This is a genomic window from Exiguobacterium sp. H66, from assembly GCF_018618705.1.
In the GTDB taxonomy this organism is placed as follows: domain Bacteria; phylum Bacillota; class Bacilli; order Exiguobacteriales; family Exiguobacteriaceae; genus Exiguobacterium_A; species Exiguobacterium_A oxidotolerans.
In genome coordinates, this window is record NZ_JACSMQ010000003.1 from 1 (window position 1) to 22179 (window position 22179).

The following is a 22179-nucleotide window of genomic DNA, read 5'->3' on the forward strand; positions in this document are numbered from 1 at the left end:
GTGCGGACGGGATAAATGCTGAAAGCATCTAAGCATGAAGCCCCCTCCAAGATGAGATTTCCCTTTGAGTAATCAAGAAAGACCCCTCAGAGACGATGAGGTAGATAGGTCACGGGTGGAAGCATGGTGACATGCGGAGCTGAGTGATACTAATCGGTCGAGGCCTTGTTCTAGCAGATGATTTTGTTGATGACTTCAGTTTTGAGGGCGCGAGCCTTTCAAAAAAAGTGCTTGACGTTATGGAAACATAATGTTAAGGTAATAGATGTCTGGTGGCGATAGCCAAGTGGTCACACCCGTTCCCATGCCGAACACGGAAGTTAAGCACTTGAACGCCGAAAGTAGTTGGGGGCTTCCCCCTGTGAGGATAGGACGCTGCCAGGCGATCGTTCCGCAATAGCTCAGTGGTAGAGCAACCGGCTGTTAACCGGTAGGTCGTAGGTTCAAATCCTACTTGCGGAGCCATTAATAACTTCTTCACCACGTTCACTGGAGAGCTGTCCGAGTGGCCGAAGGAGCACGATTGGAAATCGTGTAGGCGTCATAAGCGTCTCAAGGGTTCGAATCCCTTGCTCTCCGCCATAATTATATGTAACGTTTCAATTTTACTACGATGGCCCGTTGGTCAAGCGGTTAAGACACCGCCCTTTCACGGCGGTAACACGGGTTCGATTCCCGTACGGGTCACCATTTTTATCATCGCGGGGTGGAGCAGTCTGGTAGCTCGTTGGGCTCATAACCCAAAGGTCGTCGGTTCAAATCCGGCCCCCGCAATACATACGGTCCTGTGGTGTAGCGGTTAACATGCCTGCCTGTCACGCAGGAGATCGCGGGTTCGAATCCCGTCAGGACCGCCATTGTTAAGGCTTTGTAGCTCAGTCGGTAGAGCAGAGGACTGAAAATCCTCGTGTCGGCGGTTCGATTCCGTCCAAAGCCACCTTTTATAGAAGAATGAAGTTGATTTCCCATTTGTGGGGGGGTAGCGAAGTGGCTAAACGCGGCGGACTGTAAATCCGCTCCCTCGGGTTCGGCGGTTCGAATCCGCCCCCCCCCACCACCATAGGGGCATAGTTTAGCGGTAGAACTACGGTCTCCAAAACCGTCAGCGCGGGTTCGATTCCTGCTGCCCCTGTTTATTATGGCGATTGTGGCGAAGTGGTTAACGCACCGGATTGTGATTCCGGCATTCGTGGGTTCAATTCCCATCAGTCGCCCTCTTATTATTGGGCTGTAGCCAAGTGGTAAGGCACTGGATTTTGATTCCAGCACGCGAAGGTTCGATCCCTTCCAGCCCAGCTTTTTAAGCGGAAGTAGTTCAGTGGTAGAATACGACCTTGCCAAGGTCGGGGTCGCGGGTTCGAATCCCGTCTTCCGCTCCAACGAGTGGCGCCATAGCCAAGTGGTAAGGCAGAGGACTGCAACTCCTCTATCGTCAGTTCGATTCTGACTGGCGCCTCCAATTCTTTTCAATTCAATAGTTTTGCAAGAGATTGTGCCGGTGTGGCGGAACTGGTAGACGCGCACGACTCAAAATCGTGTTCCTTTGGAGTGTCGGTTCGATTCCGACCACCGGTATCTTGCGGGTGTAGTTTAGTGGTAAAACCTCAGCCTTCCAAGCTGATGATGAGGGTTCGATTCCCTTCACCCGCTTTACCTTTTCACAATCTTAGTTTTAACCCATGCGGGTGTAGTTTAGTGGTAAAACCTCAGCCTTCCAAGCTGATGATGAGGGTTCGATTCCCTTCACCCGCTTATTTAAAAGAGCAACGTGTCGTTTTCATCTGACACATTGCTCTTTTTGTTTAGGATAGAATGATGAAAGGAGGGATCTGTCATGCGCGGAGAACAACTTAAAGAAACACTTCAAGCATATGCTTTAGAGATTGGGATCGATGTGTTTCGGGTGACGACGGCCGATCCATTTTTAACGATGAAACAACGATTGATCGATCAGCAGGATAAAAATTATGCATCTGGTTTTGAAGAACCTGATCTCGAAAAACGGACAACTCCGAAACTGTTGCTAGATGACGCTGTATCAATCATCGCGATTGCAGTTGCTTACCCGAGTAAGTTAACGGATGCACCACGTGGGAAAGCCGGGGAACGGCGTGGGATTTTTGGTCGCTCTTCTTGGGGGCTTGATTATCATCAGGCGTTGAATCAACGACTCCAGCTACTAGAGAAAAAAATCGAAGAGTTATCGCCTGGAGCAAAGACACGTTCGATGGTGGATACTGGTGAACTCGTCGATCGAGCCGTCGCAGAACGGGCAGGAATTGGTTTTAGCGGAAAGAATTGTTCGATCATTAGCGAAGAACATGGGTCTTATCTTTATCTCGGTGAATTGATTACAGATCTTTACTTACCTCCTGATCAAGCGGTTGAAGAACTCTGCGGAACGTGTAATAAGTGCATCGATGCCTGTCCGACGGATGCATTAGTCGAGCCGGGGGTAATTGATGCGAAACGTTGTATCTCCTTCATTACCCAAACGAAGACGCTGATTCCGGAAGATTTCCGTTACGCATTAGGTAATCGCTTATACGGCTGTGATACATGTCAGCAAGTTTGTCCTTACAATCGAAAAAAACATGCGACGCAACATGCTGAATTGCAGCCGGACCCGGAACAAGTCAAACCACTCTTAATTCCAATCTTGTCGCTCAGCAATCGTGAATTCAAAGCGAAATTCGGTTCGCTTTCAGGAGCATGGCGTGGAAAGAAGCCGATTCAACGAAATGCGATTTGTGCACTCGTCCATTATCAAGATAAGACAGCGCTTGATGCTCTGCGCTTGATGGCAGAAACAGATTCACGTGATGATATGCGGGCTCTCGCGCTCTGGGCGATTGGCCGTATTGCGGGGGGCGATGAAAAAAGTTACGTAGAAGAACGACTAATGAATGATTCCGCCCAGGATGTCCAAACGGAAGGTGAGCGTCTTTTGTCGGAGTGGAGGGAACCCGATGCCGTATAAACAAGTGAAGTTCACGTTCGGAGAGTTACTGATTGCCTGGGAGGACGACGTCGTTGTTTATTTAGATTTTGGTCTTGATGCTGAGCGCGCTAAACGATATGTTCGAGAAGGACAGCGGTACGAAGCGCCACTTCCACCGCATCTAAAACAAGCTCTCGATGATTATGAAAATCGTCTACCAAATGCGCTAGAACGCATTAGTTGCCGCCTCGACGTGACGGATTTTCAGCGGCGTGTTCTTACGAATCTTCGAAGGATTCCATTCGGAGAAACAGCGAGTTATGGAACATTAGCTAAAATGATGGGTTCCGAAAAAGCAGCGCGAGCCGTCGGTGGGGCACTGAATCGAAACCCGATCGCGCTGATTTATCCTTGTCATCGAATCATCGGGGCATCCGGAAAGTTGACGGGGTTTGCGAGTGGAATCGATCATAAACAAGCGCTACTTGCGCATGAGATAGGAGAGAGAAGATAATGGCAATTCATGTTGTAATGTATCAACCAGAGATTCCTCAAAATACAGGAAATATCTCAAGGACGTGTGCCGCGACACATTCCGTTCTTCATTTAATCCGTCCATTAGGTTTTTCAACGGATGATAAGCAGTTGAAACGAGCCGGACTCGATTATTGGGAGTTTGTTGATGTAAGATATCATGATTCACTCGAAGAATTATGGGAGAAGCACCCGGAAGGGAAGTTTTATTACATCACGAAGTATGGGGAACAGTATCCAAGTCAAATTGATTTGTCTAATGTCGAGGAAGACTACTTCTTTGTATTCGGTCGAGAAACAAAAGGCTTACCGCTTGAAGTCATCGACCAAAATGCAGATCGTTGTATTCGATTACCGCAGTCAAATTTAGTTCGTTCGCTAAATGTCTCAAATACGGCTGCAATTATCGTGTATGAAGCATTACGGCAGCAAGGGTACGCTGGACTACTTTAAACACAAAAAAGCGCTGACGCATCCTATTCGATGCATCAGCGCCTTTTTATTATTCGTTACCTTCAGGTTTTTTGTTGTAGCCTGCAGTGAAAATCGCTGTCAAGAAAGCGAGACTTACACCAATCATTAAAATAAATGCCATTTTTGCTTCCCCCTTCAGTCTCAATAACCGATATAATCTATTATAGTATACCTGTAAGAGAAATTGTGTGCTACATATGAATTTTCTATGAATGGAGATTAGAAATGCGGACGAATGTCTATCTGTTAAGTTATGCGCCGTTGATTAGCATCCTGTTGTTCAGTACGTCGCTTGCGATTGCGACATCGGAGTTAGCACTCTCATGGCTAAAGGATGTCGGTGTATACAATGAATTGTTACAAATTTTGAGCGCACGTGACACTAAATTATTAGTTTGGCTTGGTTTTTTGATTGTCTATTTTATGATTTTTAGTACGCTCAAACTGATTTCAGACACAATCAATCAGTTAGGGTTTGCCTTCTTCATCAAGGAACAGATTGGGACGACACTCAGTATGCTTCGACCTGGTAGCATTTTATTGCTCGTCGGTGGATGCATCAGCTTTGCTTTCATGACATCGTTCCCACTCGTCTGCCTCGTATTAGCAAGTTCATTCCTAATTTATTTTTTCTTTTATACCTTTCAAATTAGCAAGATGACGACTGCGGCCGGAGCGATTGGCTTGATTGTCTTTTTGTTTCTTGCATGGGGCATCTTACTGGCTGGCTTAGCCTGGGTCGGATTGACTTTGTTCAATTCGTTAGGCGAAGCGATTTTATTCCCGAAATGATCGTCAGCGTAGAATGTTAGCCCACGTCCTTACTTGAAGCGTTGAGTTGGCCTCGGCAGGGAAAGGTCGTGGGATGTCTGCGCCTAACCAAATCCCTCCTATGTGTTGATCTTTGATTCCGACGAACCACATATCTTTATTATCATTCGTCGTCCCTGTTTTTCCACCGATATAAGTGGGGCGTGCATCATAACCAAGACGCCCTGTTCCGTATGTCATGACATTCGTCAATCCTTTACGTAACACCTGGTTTGTCCGACTCGACCAAATGCGATCATTTTGAACAGTATGCCGATACAGCGTCCCTTCGCCTTTTGATAAGGTGATGGTTCGAACCATGGATGCTGGACTATACAAGCCGTCATTAGCAAGCGTTGTGTAGGCATTCGTTAACTCGTAAGGACTAACACCATATTTTAATCCACCTAACGCACTCGTGTAGGCATTGTCTTGCTTCGACCATTGGCTGAATTTAAACGGACGAATCGCTTTTAATCCTTCAGCGAAGGAGACAGAAAACGCACGAAGGGCTGGCGTGTTATAGGAATAGGCAATGGCATCGGCAAGCGTGACTTCACCAAGAATCCGGTTCCCGCTATTTTCAGGACAATAGCCGTCAAAGCAAACAGGACGACCGTCAAGAGGACTACTTAACGTGGCTTTTGTTTTCTCGAGGTATGGTCCGTAGACGAGTAAGGGCTTTAATGTGGATCCCGGTTGACGAAAGGATTGTGTTGCCCGATTGAATTGACCAGGTAAGTCAGTTTTATGGCCGACAAGTGCTGTCACACCATGCGTTCGTCCATCAATTCCGACATAAGCACCTTCGATTTCCTTAGGTAGTGCCACGATGGATTGTTTGGCCCGTGTTTGCTCCGTTGAATCCAAATAAGTCGCAATCGTCGCGCCATGTTGATGCAGATATTGTTGTGCGGCCTTATAATCTAATTTTTTGATGGCGGCCGTTTGACGGATTGCTTCCTTGACACTTGCATCAATATAGTCAGGGAATGGGATGACCGGCTTATTGAAGGACAATGCAACTTCTTTTGTTTTAATCGATTTTGGTATCGTGTCTGTATTTGCTAAAATTTTTAAAATCCGCTGTTGACGTTTTTCTGTATTTTGAGGTGAACGTAACGGATCGTATAGTGTGGGGTTGTTCGGAATCGCTGCTAGATAACTCACTTCTGCCCACGTCAAATCGTTCGCCTTTTTTCCGAGGTACGCCGATGATGCCAGTTCGATTCCATAAATATTATTTGCGAAATAGGCTTGATTGACATATGCCGTTAAGAGTTCTTTTTTGGAGTACTTTTGCTCCAATGAAATGGCGATTAAAATTTCTTTTATTTTTCTAGTATATGTTTTTTCGTTTGAAAGATACGTCATTCGAGCCAATTGTTGTGTAATCGTACTGCCACCTTGCCCTTTTTGGTCAGTCGATTGATTTTCAGTGAATGCGCGAAGAATTCCTGTAATATCATAACCACCATGCTGATAGAAACGTTGATCTTCGATAGCGATGAAGGTTTGTTCGACCTTTTTAGGTAACGCATTTGCTGTTAAATCATCGCGGCGAAGTCCATCGTACAACTTTACCTTCTCTTTGCCGTATGTGACAGTGATCGGTTTGTACGACGTCAATGGTTGACGGGTCGTCTGTACATCTGCCCAATGGAAAAGTTTGCGGGACGTCTCGAGTTGGTCGTGAACGGAAAACAACGTCAAAAGTAAACCGATAGTAAGTCCAATTAATAAAAGGTAGCCAGTCGTAATTCTCATGAAAACTCCTCTCAAAAGACATTTCATTCTTATTATCGGTCTCTTTTAAGCAAAGGAATAGAAGTTTTTTCGGAATTTCGTATTTTAATAAACCTATTTTGCAGGAATGTTATATTAAAAAGAGAAAAGGTGGGTATATAAGAGTATCTGTATAAAACTACACCATGGTCTGACTGTAAAGAAAGAGCATAAACTGGAGGGGACGAAATGGCTAAAAAGAATGTTGTGGCAATGCTACTTGCTGGTGGAGAAGGAAAACGTCTAGGGGCACTTACGAAACACACTGCAAAACCAGCAGTCGCGTTCGGAGGGAAATATCGAATCATTGATTTCCCATTATCGAACTGTACGAACTCGGGAATCGATACGGTCGGTGTCTTAACGCAATATGAACCACTAGAATTGAACCGTTATCTCGGAATCGGGAGTGCCTGGGACTTAGACCGTCGAAACGGGGGATTAACGATCTTGCCTCCATATCAAGCCCAAAACGGAAAGAACTGGTATGAAGGAACGGCCAACGCGATTTATCGGAACATGAGTTACATCAATCAATACGATCCAAACTATGTCCTCGTCCTATCTGGAGACCATATCTATAAGATGGATTATGAGAAGATGATTGAAGAGCATCGTCAAGGTGGGGCAGATGTAACGATTTCAGTCCGTGAAGTGCCGTGGGAAGAAGCACCACGTTTTGGAATCTTGAACACAGATGATGATTTACGAATCAATGAGTTTGAAGAAAAACCTGAAAATCCAAAATCGAACTTAGCCTCAATGGGCATATACGTCTTCAACTGGGATATTTTAAAACGTCACCTTATTCAAGACGCCGGGGATGCCGAGTCAAGCTTTGACTTCGGGAAAAACATTATTCCGAATATGTTGTTTGAAAACTTAAATATTCGCGCGTACAAATTTAAAGGATATTGGAAAGATGTTGGGACAATCCAGTCGTTATGGGAAGCGAATATGGATTTACTTGAAGCGGACCCAGAGTTCGACTTGTATGAACCATCGTGGAAAGTACATTCCGTTAACCCGAACCAGCAACCACAGTACATCGGAAACAATGCGACGATTGAAACGTCAATCATCAATGAAGGCTGTCACATTGAAGGTGAAATCAACCATTCCGTTCTCTTCTACGGCGTTGATGTCGCGGAAGGTGCACTCGTGAAAGATTCGGTCATTTTCCCGAACGTCAAAATCGGAAAAGATGTCACGATTCATCGTGCGATTTTAGCGGACGGCGTCGTCGTTGAAGATGGCGCAACAATCGGTACACCGGGCGGCGAAGTGTTCGTCATCGAGGCAAATAGTGTCATCAAGAAAAATGAAGTCGTAAAAGAAGCGATTCAATAAGGGGGAACTACCGATGAAAGCAGATCTATTGGGTGTCATTAATTTAAGTGGAGAAGAAGGATTCTTTAAAGAACTGACGGAGCATCGAAATTTAGCCGCGGTTCCATTCGCCGGACGGTATCGGTTGATTGATTTCACGTTGACGAACATGGTACAAAATGAAATCGCCAACATTGGTGTCTTTACGCTTGAAAAGTACCGGGCGATGATGGACCACCTTGGGTCGGGAAAAGAGTGGGATCTTGACCGTTCGAACGGGGGACTCTATATCTTCCCACCGGCATTATCACAAGATGCTCATGAATTCCGGGGCGATTTATCAAACTTCCATTTACACCGCGACTTCTTCTTGCGTAGTAAAGAAAACTACCTCGTGATTTCGGGTTCGAATGTGTTATCGGCAGTAGATTATCGCGATGTCTTGCGTGAACATAAAGAATCGAATGCTGACATCACAGTCGTCTATACGAAGCGTGACTTGCCATGTAAATATTGCCGTCCGATTCGTTTTGGTGATCAAAATCGAGTGACAGCGATTGGTTCGCGCGGTTTTGAACCGTCTGACGAAACATTCTATATGGAAACAGTCGTCCTATCGAAAAACCTGTTCGTCCGTCTCGTTGACGAAGCAGTCGGGCGTGGCGAGTATGATTTGCTTCAAAGCATCATTCGCTCGCAGTTGAACCGTCTGCATGTTCATGGGTACGAGTATCAGGGCACATCACAAGTCATCCACTCGCTCCGCTCGTATTACCGTGAGAGCATGCTATTGCTCGAGCAGTGGGGAGCAATCAATGATTTCCAACATGTCTACACGAAGATTAAGCATGAACCACCGACACGTTATCTCCCAGGCTCTACGATCAAGAACTCGCTCGTCGCGAATGGATGTAAATTAGAAGGAACAGCGAAAGACAGCATCTTATTCCGGGGTGTAAAAGTCGGGAAACATGCTCGTGTTAAAAATTCGATCATCATGCAAAAATCGGTTATCGAAGAAGGTTCAGTCGTCGAATACGCGATTCTCGATAAAGAAGTCACTGTCAAACGTGGACAAGTGATTCGTGGAACGGCGGAAGAACCGATCGTCATCAAAAAACAAACAATCGTTTAAAGGGGATGTCATCATGAAGGTATGGTTTGCTGCCACAGAAGCGACACCCTTCATCAAGACGGGGGGGCTAGCTGACGTCGTCGGCTCGCTCCCTTTAGCGCTTGCTGAAGAGGGTGCGGAAGTATCCGTTGTCTTACCGAACTATGGTCAAATTAAAGAACAGTTCAAGTCGGAAATGGAATTTTTATTCGATTTCATCGTACCCGTCGGCTGGCGGCAACAGTTTGGTGCCGTCCTACGTCTGAAACAGGATGGTGTCACATTTTATTTCATCGATAATGAATATTACTTTAATCGAGATGGGATTATTTATGGTCATTACGACGATGCGGAGCGTTTCGCATACTTTTCCCGGGCGGTGCTCGAGATGATTCAACACCTTGATCGTGCGGAAGTACCAGATGTCATTCATTGTCATGATTGGCAGACCGGTGTCATTCCAGCTTTCTTACGAATTCATTACCAACACCTTGAGCGTTATCAAGACATCAAGACGGTCTTTACGATTCATAATTTGCAGTACCAAGGTATTTTCCCAGAAGAAGTTCTTGGCGATTTACTTGGCCTCAGCCATGAACACTTTACGATGGATGGACTTGCGCATAATGGTCTCGTCAATTATATGAAAGCGGGACTTGTTCATGCCAATCAAATTACGACGGTCAGCCCATCGTATCGGGATGAAATCATGGACCCCTACTATGGCGAGAGTCTAGAATCCATCTTGCAACACCGGGCAGTCGATGTTCGTGGGATTTTAAACGGAATTGACTACCGTCAATTCAATCCGGAAACAGACGAGCATCTTGTCGAGAATTATGATGTTGAGACGGCTGAAGAAGGAAAAGCAGTAAATAAAGAAGCATTACAAAAAGAATTGGGTCTACCGGTCAATCCGGATGTTCCACTTTTCGGATTCGTGTCGCGTCTTGTCGACCAAAAAGGAATTGATTTACTTGCGCACATTTTACCTGATTTATTCGAACTCGACGCGCAGTTTATCATTCTCGGGTCAGGTGAGGCGGAATACGAGGGCTTGTTCCACCATGCGACAACAATTCGTCCGGATAAAGTGGCTTCATACATCGGCTTTGACGTCGGACTCGCTCAACGTATTTATGCAGGGAGCGACGCGTTCTTGATGCCGTCACGCTTTGAACCGTGTGGACTCAGTCAATTGATTTCGATGAAGTATGGTTCTTTACCTGTCGTCCGTGAAACAGGTGGTTTGCGAGACACGGTGACACCATTCAATCAATTTACATTAGAGGGAAATGGCTTCTCGTTCTCGAATTATAATGCACATGACTTCCTTGACGCGATCAAGCGAACGATTGATGTCTATCAAGATAAACCAGTCTTTAAGCATCTGATTGAGACAGCAATGGAAGAAGATTTCAGCTGGATTCGCTCAGCCGATGAATATTTAGCACTCTATCATCTCATCGCACCATCTGTTGACTGATTGGGATTAAGAGAAATGAGGTTTTGGCATGTTTAAAGATAAAGAGAAGTTCAAGAAGAGGTTTAATGAGCGGTTTGTGTCGATGCACGGAAAAGCACTGAGTGAAGCAACAGAGAATGATGTGTATCAAACACTCGCCTACATGGTCCGGGAATATGTCACATCAGATTGGATGCACACGAAGGAAACCTATATCCATAAAAAGAGTAAGCAAGTCTACTATTTCTCGCTCGAATTTTTGCTCGGACGTTTTCTGTACAACAACTTGCTGAGCTTAAACGTCCTCGAGGAAGTTCGCGAGGGATTAGAGGAACTTGGCTACGACCTAGCAGACTTGACGGAAGAAGAGCCGGAACCAGGACTTGGTAACGGAGGGCTCGGACGATTAGCAGCATGTTTCTTAGACTCGTTGGCAGCTCTCGGTCTACCTGGACACGGGAACGGAATTCGATACCAGTATGGTTTATTTAAACAAAAAATCATCGACGGCTATCAAGTCGAACTCCCGGATAACTGGCTCAAAAATGGAAACATGTGGGAGATACGTCGTCCCGATAAGGCAGTCGATATTCCGTTCGGTGGACACGTTTGGCTCGAGGAAGTAGACGGCGGGTACCGTGTCCATCATGAACCAGCTGAAATTGTCCGGGCCGTCCCGTATGATATGCCAATCGTCGGCTATCAAAATGGTGTCGTCAATAACTTGCGTCTTTGGAGCGCAGAATCTCCATATGATGATGATGAACTGTTGCACCAGCACAGCGGGAACTATAAAGATTTACTTGCACATAAACAATCGATTCAAACGATTTCAGAGTTTCTTTATCCGGACGATACAACGTACGAAGGGAAAGTCCTACGTTTGAAGCAACAATATTTCTTTGTTGCCGCCGGCTTACGGAGTATTCTCTTGTCTCACAAAAAACGAAATGCATCGTTTAAACAGCTCGGAAATCAAATCGCGATTCATATCAACGACACACACCCAGTCGTCGCGATTCCAGAACTGATGCGGATTCTAATTGATGAGGAAGGCTATGAGTGGGAAGAAGCGTGGCGCATCACGAAGAGTGTCATGTCGTTTACGAACCATACATTGCTCGCCGAAGCGCTCGAGCGCTGGCCGGTCGACTTATTTAGAAATTTATTACCGCGGATTTATCAAATCGTCGAGGAAATTAATCGTCGCTTCTGTCAGGACGTCCTTGATAACTATCCACACCTTGCTTCACACATGCAAGAAATCGCCATCATCGCCGATGGACGGATCAACATGGCGAACTTAGCAGTTGTCGGGACACATTCGACGAACGGCGTCGCACAGATTCATACTGAAATCCTGAAACAACGGGAGATGCGTCTGTTTTACGAGATGTTCCCACTTCGTTTCAACAATAAAACGAACGGGATTACGCATCGTCGCTGGTTCTTGTTATCGAACCCGCAACTCGCGAACCGTGTGACGGAAGCGATTGGAGATAGCTGGATCAATCATCCGTCAGACTTGCAAAAGTTGACGAAATGGTCGGAAGATCGTCAACTCCAACAGGATATCAAACAAATTAAGCTTGAAAATAAACAGGAACTTGCTCGATTGATTGAAGCGGAGACAGGCATTACTGTCGATCCATATTCGATTTTTGATGTGCAAGTCAAGCGTCTCCATGCCTATAAACGCCAGTTACTTAATGCTTTGCATATCCATTCGTTGTATTACCGTCTAAAAGAAGATAAATCCTTCAAGATGACACCACGGACCTTTATTTTCGGAGCAAAAGCAGCGCCGGGGTATCATTATGCGAAAGAAGTCATTCGTTACATCAATGCACTCGCAAAATTGATTAATTCTGATCCGGAAGTCAGCCCTTACATGAAAGTCGTGTTCTTAGAAAACTATCGTGTTTCGCTTGCTGAAAAAATCTTCCCGGCGAGTGATGTCAGTGAGCAGATCTCGACGGCGAGTTATGAAGCGTCTGGTACAGGAAACATGAAGTTCATGATGAACGGGGCCTTGACAATCGGGACACTTGACGGAGCGAACATTGAGATTCGGGACGAGGTCGAGGATGCAAATATCTTTATTTTCGGACTCACACCGCAAGAGGTCATGAACTATAAAAAGTACGGTGGCTATAATGCATACGACCAATACAGTTCACAACCGGAGTTACGGAGAATCGTCGATAGCTTAGTTGATGGTTCATTATTCCCGGTTGGGGAGTTTCAAGCGATTTATGACTCGCTCATCACGTATAACGATGAGTACTTGATTTTAAAAGACTTCCAGTCGTATCAGCAGGCACAAGAACGAATCGACCGGACGTATCAAAACCCTGAAAAGTGGTACCAAATGGTTATTATGAACATTGGAAAATCAGGTGTCTTCTCGAGTGACCGGACGATTAAAGAATATGCGAACGCGATTTGGAACATCAAGCCGGTTCAAGTTTGATCATAAGAAAAAGCCTGATCTAATCAGGCTTTTAAAAAATTATGAAATATCGTTCGTTTGACTAATCCAGTCGCTATAAGAACCAGCGTATAGCCGAACATCATTTTTACCGAGCGAGTGTAATGCGAGTATGTTGACGCAAGCTGTCACACCGCTACCACAATAGAGGATCGGAGATGCTTCTTCAAGTAACGGAGCATAAAGTTCCTTTAAATCTTCTGCATCTTTCAGTCTTCCGTCAGGTGAAATCGCTTCTTCGAAGAAACAATTGACAGCACCGGGAATGTGACCAGCTACAGCATCAATCGTTTCGTTCTGACCCTTGAATCTGTCAGGGGAACGAGAGTCGACGAGTAGCGTATCCGTCGAACGTCCTTTGACTGTCTCAAAATCGACGAGCATGTCATCTTGGAACTCAGCGTCGTATGTAGAAGGCGCGAAGGACTCCAAATCTTGTGTCATCGGATAGTCAAACGCAAGGTAAGAGGAGAGGCCGCCTTCGAGTACGACGACGCGTTCATGACCGGCCCATTTGAAAAGCCACCATGCGCGTGCTGCATAAGGAAAACCATCATCATATAAGACGACGAAGTCATCATTTTTAATGCCGTGCGCTTCTAGCGTTTGAATCCATTTTTCTTTCGACGGTAAAGGATGACGCCCGCCGGTAGAGGATACGGGTCCTGATAAATCATTTGCTAAATCTAGATACAGTGCACCAGGCACATGTTGGTCCTCAAAAGCTAGACGACCATAATTCGGATCACGTAAATCGTAGCGGCAATCGAACCAACGGATTTGATCCGAGTGGACGAGTTGTTGTAAGTCCGCCATTTGAATGGTTGGAAACATTTGAATCACCTCGACCTTTCTAGATTAATCATATGAAAGGTGACGCTTCATCGCAAGTGTGACTTCGATAAATTAAAGGAGTGGAATGAATATGTCATGGAAAGAGACCTATCAAAAGTGGAATCAGTTTGAAAAATTAGAGCCTGAATTGAAAGAAGAGCTCGTCACGTTAGCAGCAGATGATAAAGCGGCAGAGGACGCTTTTTATAAAGAACTTGAGTTTGGTACTGGCGGTATGCGTGGAGAAATCGGTGTCGGTACGAACCGGATGAACGTTTACACAGTTCGTAAAGCATCTCAAGGGTTTGCAGAATTTATTAAAGCGGCAGGGGAAGAAGCTGTTGCCCAAGGAATCGTCATTGCACATGACTCGCGTCACTTTTCGCCTGAGTTTGCTTTAGAAGCAGCAAAAACGCTTGCAAGCAATGGCATTAAAGCATATTTATTCGATGGACTACGTCCGACACCAGAATTATCGTTTGCTGTACGTGAGCTTCGCGCTGCAGGGGGGATCGTCATTACGGCAAGCCACAACCCGCCTGAGTACAATGGTTACAAAGTATACGGTAATGACGGTGGACAATTGCCGCCAAAAGAAGCGGATGAACTCGTATCGTATGTCGATCAAGTGGAAGATGAACTATCGATCGTGTTAGAAGCAGAAGAAGTCCTTCGGGCAAATGGACTTATCGTTCGTGTCGGAGAACAAATCGATGATGCGTATCAAGAAAAATTAAAAACGATTCGTGTTTTACCGACGATTCAAGACGAGTTGCAAGATTCATTAAAAATTGTGTTCACGCCACTTCACGGAACAGGTCTTGTTCCTGTTACTGTCGGACTAAAGAACTACGGTTTTGAAAACGTGACGGTCGTTGAAGAACAAGCAAAACCGGACGGGGCGTTCCCAACGGTTTCGTCACCGAACCCGGAAGAACACGCTGCGTTTGAACTTGCCATCGAATACGGGAATCGGGTCGACGCGGATGTACTGCTCGCAACAGATCCTGATGCAGACCGCGTCGGTGTAGCGACGCGCGATGCAAGTGGGGAATGGACGGTACTGACAGGAAACCAAACGGGTGCATTGTTACTCGACTACATCCTGTCGCAAAAATCAGCCCAAGGTACATTACCGGCGAACGGCTTTGTCGCGAAAACAATCGTAACATCAGAACTCGGTGCGTTAATTGCCCGTCATTACGATCTGCATGTCGAAAACACATTAACGGGCTTTAAATTCATCGGTGAAAAAATTAAACAATATAATGCGTCAGGTGAATATGAATACCTGTTCGGTTATGAAGAAAGTTACGGTTATTTGATCGGCGATTTCTGTCGCGACAAGGATGCTGTCCAGGCGTGCTTACTCGCAGCAGAGATGGCAGCGTACCATAAGAAAGAAGGACGGACGTTGTATGAGGCATTACAAGCCATTTACGAACAGTTCGGTTACTTCGAAGAGTCGTTACGTTCACTGACGTTAAAAGGAAAGGACGGAGTGGAACAGATTGGACGAATCATGAACACGTTCCGTGAAAACCCACCCAAACAAGTGGCGGGAGAGAAAGTGGTCTTGTTCGAAGATTACGATGCGAGCATGGCGCACGACTTGATTCAACACAAACCATCGCCAATCAATCTTCCGAAATCGAACGTGCTGAAGTTCACGCTTGAGGATGGTTCATGGTTCTGCCTCCGCCCATCAGGAACGGAACCGAAAATTAAGTTTTACTTCAGTGTAACTTCACCGGATGCGGCGGATACGACACGTAAACGTCAACTGATTGAAGATGAAGTGATGCAAGAAGTGGAACAAATTCAGTAAGACCGTTGACTAAATGATTATCAAGGCACGAGTACCGGACAGGTATCTCGTGCCTTTTTTGTGAAAAGCGAAATCCGTGCAACCGTTACCAACTTCCTGTAGAGTTAAATGGGACAGAAAAAGTACGAGATCGAAAGGATGAATTGGAATGGAACGAATTCAACTAACAGAAGAATTGTCATTTTCGCGTGTGATTCATGGATTATGGCGATTAAATGAGTGGAACATGACGGCAGAAGAACGTCTTGCTTTGATTGAGCAATGTTTAGCGCTCGGGATCACGACGTTTGATCATGCGGACATTTACGGGGATTATACGAATGAAGGTTTGTTCGGAGAAGCGTTGGCCTTAAAACCAGAATTACGTGAACGAATGGAGATTGTGACGAAAACGGGGATCAAGATGAAAGGGAATTACTATTCCGATCAAAACCTTTCATTTTACGATACAACAAAAGAACATATCATTAAAAATGCGACACGTTCATTAAAGGAACTTGGTGTCGAATACATTGATACGTTATTGATTCACCGACCGGATCCATTGATGGACCCGAACGAAATTGCCGAAGCATTTGTTGAATTAAAAGAGTCCGGTAAAGTTCGGACGTTCGGTTTATCGAATCATACGCCAGCTCAACAAAGTTTAATTCAATCACGTCTACCGTTCATGCTCGTGACGAATCAATTGGAACTCTCAGTTGCTGAACTGAAACATTTCGAAGATGGATCGGTGGATTTTTGCCACGAAAACGAGATGCCGCTTATGGCATGGAGTCCGCTCGCCGGTGGACGGTTATTCAAAGAAGAAGAATATCGCGTCTTACGAGATAAGCTTGAAGAAATCGGACAACAAATCGGAGCGACAGATATTGATGAAGTCGCTTATGCGTGGCTCTTGAAACATCCGGCACGCATCATGCCGATTGTCGGTTCAGGAAAAATCAAACGGATTGAATCCGCGGTCAATGCGACGCGTTTGACGTTGTCACGTGAACAGTGGTTCGAAATTTTGAAAGCGTCTCGCGGACGTGACGTCGATTAAAAAATAGCCTTCGGGCTATTTTCAGCGTCTAGCCGAAGTAACATAGGGTGAGATAAAAGCTTATCCCTGTTCCGTTGCATTCCTCGGGCGAGAGGCAAGCCGTTTCTCCTTGATCCTAGCGGATAACGAGCAGGGTCTTGCCTACCTCTGACAGTGCGTTAAAAACGCACTTTTCCCCGTAGGAGTCAACGGAAAAGTGACGCTTTTGAGACGAGGCGAGACAGGGAAGCGTTACACACGATCATATCGGTATAAATCCTTCATTAGAGTTTGGCCATAGCCTGAAAATAGCCTTCGGGCTATTTTTTTTGCACAAAAAGCCCATCTCAAGGGGGATTTGAGATGGGTATCTATAGGGTCACGCTTCTAGGCGAAGCATCTCCTGGCGGTATTTATCTAGACGTTCTTTACTGGCAACTACGGCAGCTTGGTCACTGACTTGGATAGCATCAAAGAGTGTGCTGAGCTCATAATCAATCTCGAGGCGTAGCACTGGAATCCGCTGTTCTGCATCTTGTCTACGGAAAGCTTCAATTACTTGTTTCATCTTGGCCACGCTCCTTTTAAAGTTATCAGATAATTCTGATTTTTTATTAGTATACTTGATTATTCCCGTGTTGCCTAGTGTTAAACCTTAAAAAGAACAAAAAAATACTTGGAATGTGCTGACCATTCCAAGTTGGTTTCATTTAATTCGGGATGCTAAAGCGAACTTCTAAGCGGTGTTGAACCATCTGTACGAGCGTCGACATGATCCAGTAAATCGCTGCTGAGAACAGCAGAAGTGGCATGACGAGATAGGTCGTAGCAGAAATTTGATCGGAGACATACGTTAACTCTTCGACAGCGACAAGCGTACCGAGTGACGTCGATTTAATGATATCGATGACAGAATTCGACAGTGGCGGAATGGCGCGTGATAATGCTTGAGGAAGGATGACGTCCTTGAACGTTTTCCGACGCGGGATTCCGAGCGAATCAGCTGCTTCCCATTGCCCGCGATCGACAGAAGCGATGGCGGCACGGAACGATTCCGAAATATAAGCGGAAAAGTGCAGTGATAATCCAAAAGCGAGTGCCTGAAAGCCCGTCAGTTGTAATGCGACAAGACCATTATATAAAATCAAAATCTGTAACAGTAAAGGTGTTCCGCGGAAGAACGAGACATACAATCGAGCGAAACCGCTAAAGACGGTGAAGCGGCTGTCACGCATGACGGCAAGAATCAACCCGAGGAAAAGCGCAAAGACGATGGCAAGTCCACTTGCAAGAAGTGTAATGCCAATCGCCTCTCCGTAGACGTTCGCATTATCGCGAACGATCGTGAACAATTCCGTCACTGACTGATATCCTCGTCAAAGTATTTCTTACCGATGTCTGCAAGTGTACCGTCTTTTTTCATTTCTGCAAGTGCTTCATTGAAGTCCTCTGCATACTTGCTATCTTTTGCCATCATGAAACCAGACTCATTTTTATCAAATGTTTCTCCGACTGCTTTCACTTTATAACCGGCTTTTTTGAGTTCAGTCAAAACGAACAAGCGATCGTTCATCGCAGCATCAACACGTCCTGCTTCAAGATCTTTTAAAACTTGGTTTGCACCTTTATAATACTTCACTTTTGCGCCAGCATCTTCTGCTGTCTTTGCATAAAGCGAACCTTGGGTCGAACCAACGACTTTACCTTTTAAATCATCAAGTGTTTTGATGTCGTCCGTTTTTTCATTGACGATGATTGTTGATCCGGATACCGTATATGCATCAGAAAATGCATACTTTTCTTTCCGCTCATCCGTGATACCCATTTGGTTCGCGATGACATCGATGCGTTCTGAATCAAGTGCTGGAATCAATCCTTTAAAGTCCATTGCTTTATAGTCGACTTTATAGCCGGCGCGTTTAGCGACTTCATTCATGACATCGATGTCATAACCAGTCAGTTCGCCTTTTTCTTTATACGTAAATGGTGGGTATGTCGCTTCAGTACCAACCGTAATCATCTTACTGTCTTTGCTTGCTTCTTCATTAGAAGCGCCGCACGCTGCTAACACCCCCGCCGTTGATAGTGCTGCTACTGCTAGCTTTAGTCCGTGTTTCATAGCGCTCTCTCCTTTAAAAATAAATGATTTCAATTCCTAGTTTTCGAATAGGATTAATTTAAGACTACAAGCAGTATCATACAAAGTTACAAGAACGTCTGTCAATAAAAAAGACTGCCCACGAATGGACAGTCTTAGAAAAGTAAACATTCAGTTGAAATTAACGAATTGTCGCTTCAGTTGCAGCGTCGAAGAAATGCGCTTTTGTCATGTCGAAGAAGAGGTCGAGATCTGATCCCATCTCGACGTGTGAGCGTGAGTCGACACGAGCTGTGAAGGCTTGATTACCTACCTTGGAATAGAGATACGATTCTGCACCCATCAATTCGGAAACTTCGATGTGTGCCGGGAAACGGTGTGCTGTTTTTGTGTCTTGATAAATCAATTCAGCATGAATGTCTTCCGGACGGATTCCGAGGACGAGGTCTTTGCTCGTATAGCCGCGTTCACGGAGAACTTTCATTTTGCCTTCAGGGACTTCGAATTTCTCTTCTGTCCCTGTGACGTGGAAAAGTCCATCGTCAGCCAGTTTGCCTGTTAGGAAGTTCATCGAAGGCGATCCGATGAATCCGGCGACGAACATGTTGTCCGGGTGATCGTATACTTCTTTAGGAGAACCGACCTGCTGAATGAGACCTGCTTTCATGATGACGATCCGCGTCGCAAGCGTCATTGCTTCTGTTTGGTCATGGGTAACATAAATCGTCGTTGTTTCGAGACGTTTATGAAGTTGGATGATTTCTTTACGCATTTGAACACGGAGTTTTGCATCCAAGTTCGAGAGGGGTTCATCCATCAAGAAGACTTTTGCATCACGAACGATGGCACGACCGATTGCAACACGTTGACGCTGTCCACCTGATAATGCTTTTGGTTTCCGCTCGAGGTACTCTTCCAGACCAAGGATACGTGCCGCATTGTCGACGCGCTGTTTGATTTCGTCTTTCGGGAACTTACGTAGCTTGAGTCCGAATGCCATGTTATCAAACACGTTCATGTGCGGGTAGAGTGCGTAGTTTTGAAAGACCATCGCGATATCGCGGTCTTTCGGCGCGACGTCATTCATCCGTTTACCATCGATGATGAAATCTCCACCCGAGATTTCTTCGAGTCCAGCGATCATCCGAAGTGTCGTTGATTTACCACAACCTGATGGTCCGACGAAAACGATGAATTCCTTATCTTGGATGTGAAGGTTAAAGTCGTCAACGGCCTTTGCTGAGCCGGAATAAATTTTATCAATATGTTCAAGACGAATATCTGCCATGTGTATATCCTCCTAGTAGTGTGATCGGGTAATGTAACGCTTACAATCCTTAGTATAGAAGAAAATGGATCAGCTGAACATGGACAACATGACGAAATGCAACCGTTTTCATTTAGGCACTATGCTAGAAGTAACAAGGTATATAAAAAGGCGGCACCTTCAAACGAACGAATATCGATTTCTGTCTGTTCTGTCAACCGGTCAAGTCGGTACTGAAGGCTGTTACGATGAAGAAATAAGTGTTTTGCTGTCAACGATACATTCAGATTGGCACGACAGAAAGCATCAATCGTCTCACGCGATTCAGGTTCGAGTGGTGCAATGAAGCGATCTGTCAGCTCGTCACGGACCGTTTCCGATAAAAGAGCGAGTCGTGTGAGGGCAGGTAAGAAACGTTCGACACGGAACGGAAGCAGGTTAAGGGCTGCTTGTTCTAGACGGAACTGGACTGCGATATCTCCATTTATTCGGCGTTGACCGATTAATACTTTTCCATCTGTTAGAAAATCAGATTGTAAAGCTGTGAATAAGTCATTTAAATCATGTTCGCTCACTAACTCATCTCGTTCAATGACAAGCAGTCGAGTCGTCGTCAAGGGGACAAAGATGCTCGAGGAGTCGAAAAAAGAAGTCAATAGCTGTTCGAGATCTTCAGTCGTCCGATCATCGAGTTGATTGAATAAGAAATGGGTCATCCGGAAGGGTTCGTGCTCGACGGCGCTCGATAATTCCAGACGCTGATGCCAGTAAGTCGTATCGGTTGATGCTGAAACGACGACGCGTTCTGCGATTAAATTCAATAAGTCGATTTCACGCCCGGACAACGCGGAACTTTCGATTCCGAAACGAAGCCCATCCGCTAACTGATATACGCTATAATTATCCATGCAATATACCGTGGGGTCTGTCGATAACTGATCTTTGAATAAGGAAATCAATTGCTGTAGCACGTTACATCTCTCCTACATAAAAAGTGATACTCAGACTTTACCACAATACTAAATTCGGAAGGAACGATGAGCTATGCAAATCGAATTCATGACCATCTTAAAAATCATCGGAATGATTGTATTAGGTGCAACAATCGGTGCAGTCACGAACCATCTTGCGATTCGTATGTTATTTCGACCGCTAGAAGCAAAATATATCGGAAAGTACCGGATTCCTTTTACACCAGGTCTAATTCCGAAACGGCGCGATGAACTAGCAGCCAATCTCGGACGGACCGTTGTCAAGCATTTAGTGACCCCTGAAGGAATCGGGAAACGCCTTCGACAACCTGCGATGCACGAGGCCGTTACAAATCTTGTCACGACCGAACTGATGAAATGGGTACACTCAACCGTCACGATTCGAGAAGTGATCGGCCGCTTCGTCAATCAACCGGAAGAACAATTGCGAAAAAAAATCGAACAGACGCTTGAACATGAATTGATGGACGGCGTGATTCATCTGAAAAACTCAACGATTCAAGAAGTCATCGGCGAAGGCGGAGTCTTAAAAGTCAAGGAAGCAATCCCTGACGTCGTAGATGCATTGTTAAAACAAACGGATGTTTATTTTGATAGTCCAGAAGGGAAGATGAAATTAGAGGAGACGGCCGCCGGATTCATCCAAGGAAAACTTGGAGGCGGAATGTTCGGGATGTTACTTGCGAATATCAATTTGGTGGAGATGATTCAACCTGAAATCAAACGGGTATTACAAGGAGAGTCGACGCGTCAGTTCATTACTGAAATGGTCGAGAAAGAAATCGAACACGTGATGGAACGTCCGATTCATACACTCCTTGATGAAGAGTTAGAGAAACAAGTCATCGAACGCGTCAAATCGGAAATCATCAACCGGATCCCACTAACAGAAACGTTGGAAAAGCCTTTACACCATTATCTCGGCCGGTTTGATGAGAAAGTGCGGACCGAGTTCGTTCCGGTGATTGTCGACCGGTTGATTGACCAAGCGGTGAAACACGCAGAACGAATCATGACGACACTCGACGTCGAATCGATTGTGCGTGATGAGGTCGACCTACTTGATACACAGTATCTCGAAGAAATCGTCTTATCGATTTCTCGGAAGGAATTCCGGGCTATCACTTGGCTTGGAGGACTGTTAGGTGGTTTAATTGGGATGATACAAGCAATCATCGTGATTGCTTAACTAA

At 45.3% G+C, this 22179-nt stretch carries 18 protein-coding genes, 15 tRNA genes and 2 rRNA genes; 28 read left to right on the plus strand and 7 right to left on the minus strand.

The window, feature by feature from the left end; all coding sequences use genetic code 11:
- The 21 genes from KNP88_RS05955 to KNP88_RS06055 form a co-directional block, all read left to right on the plus strand.
- Positions 1 to 173, plus strand: a 23S ribosomal RNA gene (locus tag KNP88_RS05955); the annotation flags it as partial.
- Positions 174 to 268: 95 nt separating this feature from the next.
- Positions 269 to 384, plus strand: a 5S ribosomal RNA gene (gene rrf / locus KNP88_RS05960).
- 6 nt (positions 385 to 390) lie between these two features.
- A tRNA-Asn gene (locus KNP88_RS05965) sits at positions 391 to 465 on the plus strand.
- Positions 466 to 491: 26 nt separating this feature from the next.
- Positions 492 to 582: transfer RNA gene (locus KNP88_RS05970), tRNA-Ser, on the plus strand.
- A gap of 33 nt (positions 583 to 615) precedes the next feature.
- Positions 616 to 690, plus strand: a tRNA-Glu gene (locus KNP88_RS05975).
- A 10-nt stretch (positions 691 to 700) separates the two neighbouring features.
- Positions 701 to 774: transfer RNA gene (locus KNP88_RS05980), tRNA-Met, on the plus strand.
- 7 nt (positions 775 to 781) lie between these two features.
- Positions 782 to 857, plus strand: a tRNA-Asp gene (locus KNP88_RS05985).
- Between the two features lie 7 nt (positions 858 to 864).
- Positions 865 to 937, plus strand: a tRNA-Phe gene (locus KNP88_RS05990).
- A 36-nt stretch (positions 938 to 973) separates the two neighbouring features.
- Positions 974 to 1057, plus strand: a tRNA-Tyr gene (locus KNP88_RS05995).
- A gap of 4 nt (positions 1058 to 1061) precedes the next feature.
- Positions 1062 to 1132: transfer RNA gene (locus KNP88_RS06000), tRNA-Trp, on the plus strand.
- 9 nt (positions 1133 to 1141) lie between these two features.
- A tRNA-His gene (locus KNP88_RS06005) sits at positions 1142 to 1214 on the plus strand.
- A gap of 10 nt (positions 1215 to 1224) precedes the next feature.
- A tRNA-Gln gene (locus KNP88_RS06010) sits at positions 1225 to 1296 on the plus strand.
- Positions 1297 to 1304: 8 nt separating this feature from the next.
- A tRNA-Gly gene (locus tag KNP88_RS06015) sits at positions 1305 to 1379 on the plus strand.
- A gap of 6 nt (positions 1380 to 1385) precedes the next feature.
- A tRNA-Cys gene (locus KNP88_RS06020) sits at positions 1386 to 1459 on the plus strand.
- A 35-nt stretch (positions 1460 to 1494) separates the two neighbouring features.
- Positions 1495 to 1575 (plus strand) — tRNA-Leu (locus tag KNP88_RS06025).
- Between the two features lie 4 nt (positions 1576 to 1579).
- A tRNA-Gly gene (locus KNP88_RS06030) sits at positions 1580 to 1650 on the plus strand.
- Positions 1651 to 1681: 31 nt separating this feature from the next.
- Positions 1682 to 1752, plus strand: a tRNA-Gly gene (locus KNP88_RS06035).
- An 82-nt stretch (positions 1753 to 1834) separates the two neighbouring features.
- A complete protein-coding gene (queG, locus tag KNP88_RS06040; RefSeq protein WP_214892864.1) occupies positions 1835 to 2980 on the plus strand; it encodes a tRNA epoxyqueuosine(34) reductase QueG in 1146 nt (381 codons plus the stop codon).
- A complete protein-coding gene (locus tag KNP88_RS15735) occupies positions 2970 to 3455 on the plus strand; it encodes a methylated-DNA--[protein]-cysteine S-methyltransferase (protein WP_214892867.1) in 486 nt (161 codons plus the stop codon). The genes queG and KNP88_RS15735 overlap by 11 nt, the downstream gene beginning before the upstream one ends.
- Positions 3455 to 3928, plus strand: coding sequence for a tRNA (uridine(34)/cytosine(34)/5-carboxymethylaminomethyluridine(34)-2'-O)-methyltransferase TrmL (gene trmL / locus KNP88_RS06050; RefSeq protein WP_029332789.1), 474 nt, complete (start codon positions 3455 to 3457; stop codon positions 3926 to 3928). Before KNP88_RS15735 ends, trmL begins: the two co-directional genes overlap by 1 nt.
- Before the next feature lie 246 nt (positions 3929 to 4174).
- Entirely contained in the window at positions 4175 to 4741 is a 567-nt protein-coding gene (locus KNP88_RS06055; protein ID WP_029332790.1) for a DUF5366 family protein, read from the plus strand.
- 3 nt (positions 4742 to 4744) lie between these two features.
- Here KNP88_RS06055 and KNP88_RS06060 read toward each other — a convergent pair whose 3' ends face one another.
- The gene (locus KNP88_RS06060; RefSeq protein WP_214892870.1) at positions 4745 to 6526 is read right to left on the minus strand and encodes a transglycosylase domain-containing protein; all 1782 of its coding nucleotides are present in this window, start codon (positions 6524 to 6526) and stop codon (positions 4745 to 4747) included.
- Between the two features lie 207 nt (positions 6527 to 6733).
- On the opposite strand from KNP88_RS06060, the gene KNP88_RS06065 reads away from it, so the two are divergent.
- The 4 genes from KNP88_RS06065 to KNP88_RS06080 are packed head-to-tail and all read left to right on the plus strand — an operon-like array spanning position 6734 to position 12925.
- Positions 6734 to 7894, plus strand: coding sequence for a glucose-1-phosphate adenylyltransferase (locus KNP88_RS06065; RefSeq protein WP_029332792.1), 1161 nt, complete (start codon positions 6734 to 6736; stop codon positions 7892 to 7894).
- A gap of 13 nt (positions 7895 to 7907) precedes the next feature.
- On the plus strand, positions 7908 to 9008 hold the full coding sequence (glgD, locus tag KNP88_RS06070; protein WP_214892873.1) for a glucose-1-phosphate adenylyltransferase subunit GlgD: 1101 nt from the start codon (positions 7908 to 7910) through the stop codon (positions 9006 to 9008).
- 13 nt (positions 9009 to 9021) lie between these two features.
- Positions 9022 to 10473: a glycogen synthase GlgA gene (gene glgA, locus KNP88_RS06075; protein WP_214767946.1), complete on the plus strand. Its 1452-nt coding sequence runs from the start codon at positions 9022 to 9024 to the stop codon at positions 10471 to 10473.
- Between the two features lie 28 nt (positions 10474 to 10501).
- The gene (locus tag KNP88_RS06080; protein ID WP_214892875.1) at positions 10502 to 12925 is read left to right on the plus strand and encodes a glycogen/starch/alpha-glucan phosphorylase; all 2424 of its coding nucleotides are present in this window, start codon (positions 10502 to 10504) and stop codon (positions 12923 to 12925) included.
- Between the two features lie 39 nt (positions 12926 to 12964).
- Here KNP88_RS06080 and KNP88_RS06085 read toward each other — a convergent pair whose 3' ends face one another.
- Entirely contained in the window at positions 12965 to 13777 is an 813-nt protein-coding gene (locus KNP88_RS06085; protein WP_239456828.1) for a sulfurtransferase, read from the minus strand.
- A 91-nt stretch (positions 13778 to 13868) separates the two neighbouring features.
- On the opposite strand from KNP88_RS06085, the gene KNP88_RS06090 reads away from it, so the two are divergent.
- Together KNP88_RS06090 and KNP88_RS06095 are read left to right on the plus strand one after the other, a co-directional pair.
- On the plus strand, positions 13869 to 15605 hold the full coding sequence (locus KNP88_RS06090; protein WP_214892877.1) for a phospho-sugar mutase: 1737 nt from the start codon (positions 13869 to 13871) through the stop codon (positions 15603 to 15605).
- A 148-nt stretch (positions 15606 to 15753) separates the two neighbouring features.
- Positions 15754 to 16650 (plus strand): aldo/keto reductase, encoded by an 897-nt coding sequence (locus tag KNP88_RS06095; protein WP_214892880.1) that lies wholly within the window; start codon positions 15754 to 15756, stop codon positions 16648 to 16650.
- Positions 16651 to 17008: 358 nt separating this feature from the next.
- On the opposite strand, the gene KNP88_RS06100 is transcribed toward KNP88_RS06095, so the two are convergent.
- The 5 genes from KNP88_RS06100 to KNP88_RS06120 all read right to left on the minus strand — a co-directional run bounded on the left by KNP88_RS06100 (position 17009) and on the right by KNP88_RS06120 (position 20965).
- The gene (locus KNP88_RS06100) at positions 17009 to 17197 is read right to left on the minus strand and encodes a hypothetical protein (RefSeq protein ID WP_014969669.1); all 189 of its coding nucleotides are present in this window, start codon (positions 17195 to 17197) and stop codon (positions 17009 to 17011) included.
- Between the two features lie 142 nt (positions 17198 to 17339).
- Complete coding sequence (locus KNP88_RS06105) at positions 17340 to 17990, minus strand: amino acid ABC transporter permease (RefSeq protein ID WP_088836445.1); 651 nt, start codon at positions 17988 to 17990, stop codon at positions 17340 to 17342.
- Positions 17987 to 18748, minus strand: coding sequence for a transporter substrate-binding domain-containing protein (locus tag KNP88_RS06110; RefSeq protein ID WP_088836446.1), 762 nt, complete (start codon positions 18746 to 18748; stop codon positions 17987 to 17989). The genes KNP88_RS06105 and KNP88_RS06110 overlap by 4 nt, the downstream gene beginning before the upstream one ends.
- Positions 18749 to 18908: 160 nt before the next feature.
- Positions 18909 to 20015, minus strand: coding sequence for an ABC transporter ATP-binding protein (locus KNP88_RS06115; RefSeq protein ID WP_029332801.1), 1107 nt, complete (start codon positions 20013 to 20015; stop codon positions 18909 to 18911).
- Positions 20016 to 20134: 119 nt separating this feature from the next.
- On the minus strand, positions 20135 to 20965 hold the full coding sequence (locus KNP88_RS06120) for a helix-turn-helix domain-containing protein (protein ID WP_088836447.1): 831 nt from the start codon (positions 20963 to 20965) through the stop codon (positions 20135 to 20137).
- Between the two features lie 73 nt (positions 20966 to 21038).
- On the opposite strand from KNP88_RS06120, the gene KNP88_RS06125 reads away from it, so the two are divergent.
- Positions 21039 to 22175 carry a DUF445 domain-containing protein gene (locus KNP88_RS06125; protein ID WP_214892883.1) on the plus strand — a complete coding sequence of 379 codons (1137 nt, stop codon included), beginning with the start codon at positions 21039 to 21041 and terminating at the stop codon, positions 22173 to 22175.
- The last annotated feature ends 4 nt before the right edge of the window (positions 22176 to 22179 follow it).

Bases quoted from the DNA above. Each gene is read 5' to 3' on its own strand.
- KNP88_RS06100 (WP_014969669.1), bottom strand. From the start codon at position 17,197: ATGAAACAAGTAATTGAAGCTTTCCGTAGACAAGATGCAGAACAGCGG.
- KNP88_RS06085 (WP_239456828.1), bottom strand. From the start codon at position 13,777: ATGTTTCCAACCATTCAAATGGCGGACTTACAACAACTCGTCCACTCG.
- glgD (WP_214892873.1), top strand. From the start codon at position 7,908: ATGAAAGCAGATCTATTGGGTGTCATTAATTTAAGTGGAGAAGAAGGA.
- queG (WP_214892864.1), top strand. From the start codon at position 1,835: ATGCGCGGAGAACAACTTAAAGAAACACTTCAAGCATATGCTTTAGAG.
- KNP88_RS06095 (WP_214892880.1), top strand. From the start codon at position 15,754: ATGGAACGAATTCAACTAACAGAAGAATTGTCATTTTCGCGTGTGATT.
- KNP88_RS06110 (WP_088836446.1), bottom strand. From the start codon at position 18,748: ATGAAACACGGACTAAAGCTAGCAGTAGCAGCACTATCAACGGCGGGG.
- KNP88_RS06090 (WP_214892877.1), top strand. From the start codon at position 13,869: ATGTCATGGAAAGAGACCTATCAAAAGTGGAATCAGTTTGAAAAATTA.
- glgA (WP_214767946.1), top strand. From the start codon at position 9,022: ATGAAGGTATGGTTTGCTGCCACAGAAGCGACACCCTTCATCAAGACG.
- KNP88_RS15735 (WP_214892867.1), top strand. From the start codon at position 2,970: ATGCCGTATAAACAAGTGAAGTTCACGTTCGGAGAGTTACTGATTGCC.
- KNP88_RS06125 (WP_214892883.1), top strand. From the start codon at position 21,039: ATGCAAATCGAATTCATGACCATCTTAAAAATCATCGGAATGATTGTA.
- KNP88_RS06065 (WP_029332792.1), top strand. From the start codon at position 6,734: ATGGCTAAAAAGAATGTTGTGGCAATGCTACTTGCTGGTGGAGAAGGA.
- KNP88_RS06060 (WP_214892870.1), bottom strand. From the start codon at position 6,526: ATGAGAATTACGACTGGCTACCTTTTATTAATTGGACTTACTATCGGT.
- KNP88_RS06055 (WP_029332790.1), top strand. From the start codon at position 4,175: ATGCGGACGAATGTCTATCTGTTAAGTTATGCGCCGTTGATTAGCATC.
- trmL (WP_029332789.1), top strand. From the start codon at position 3,455: ATGGCAATTCATGTTGTAATGTATCAACCAGAGATTCCTCAAAATACA.
- KNP88_RS06080 (WP_214892875.1), top strand. From the start codon at position 10,502: ATGTTTAAAGATAAAGAGAAGTTCAAGAAGAGGTTTAATGAGCGGTTT.
- KNP88_RS06115 (WP_029332801.1), bottom strand. From the start codon at position 20,015: ATGGCAGATATTCGTCTTGAACATATTGATAAAATTTATTCCGGCTCA.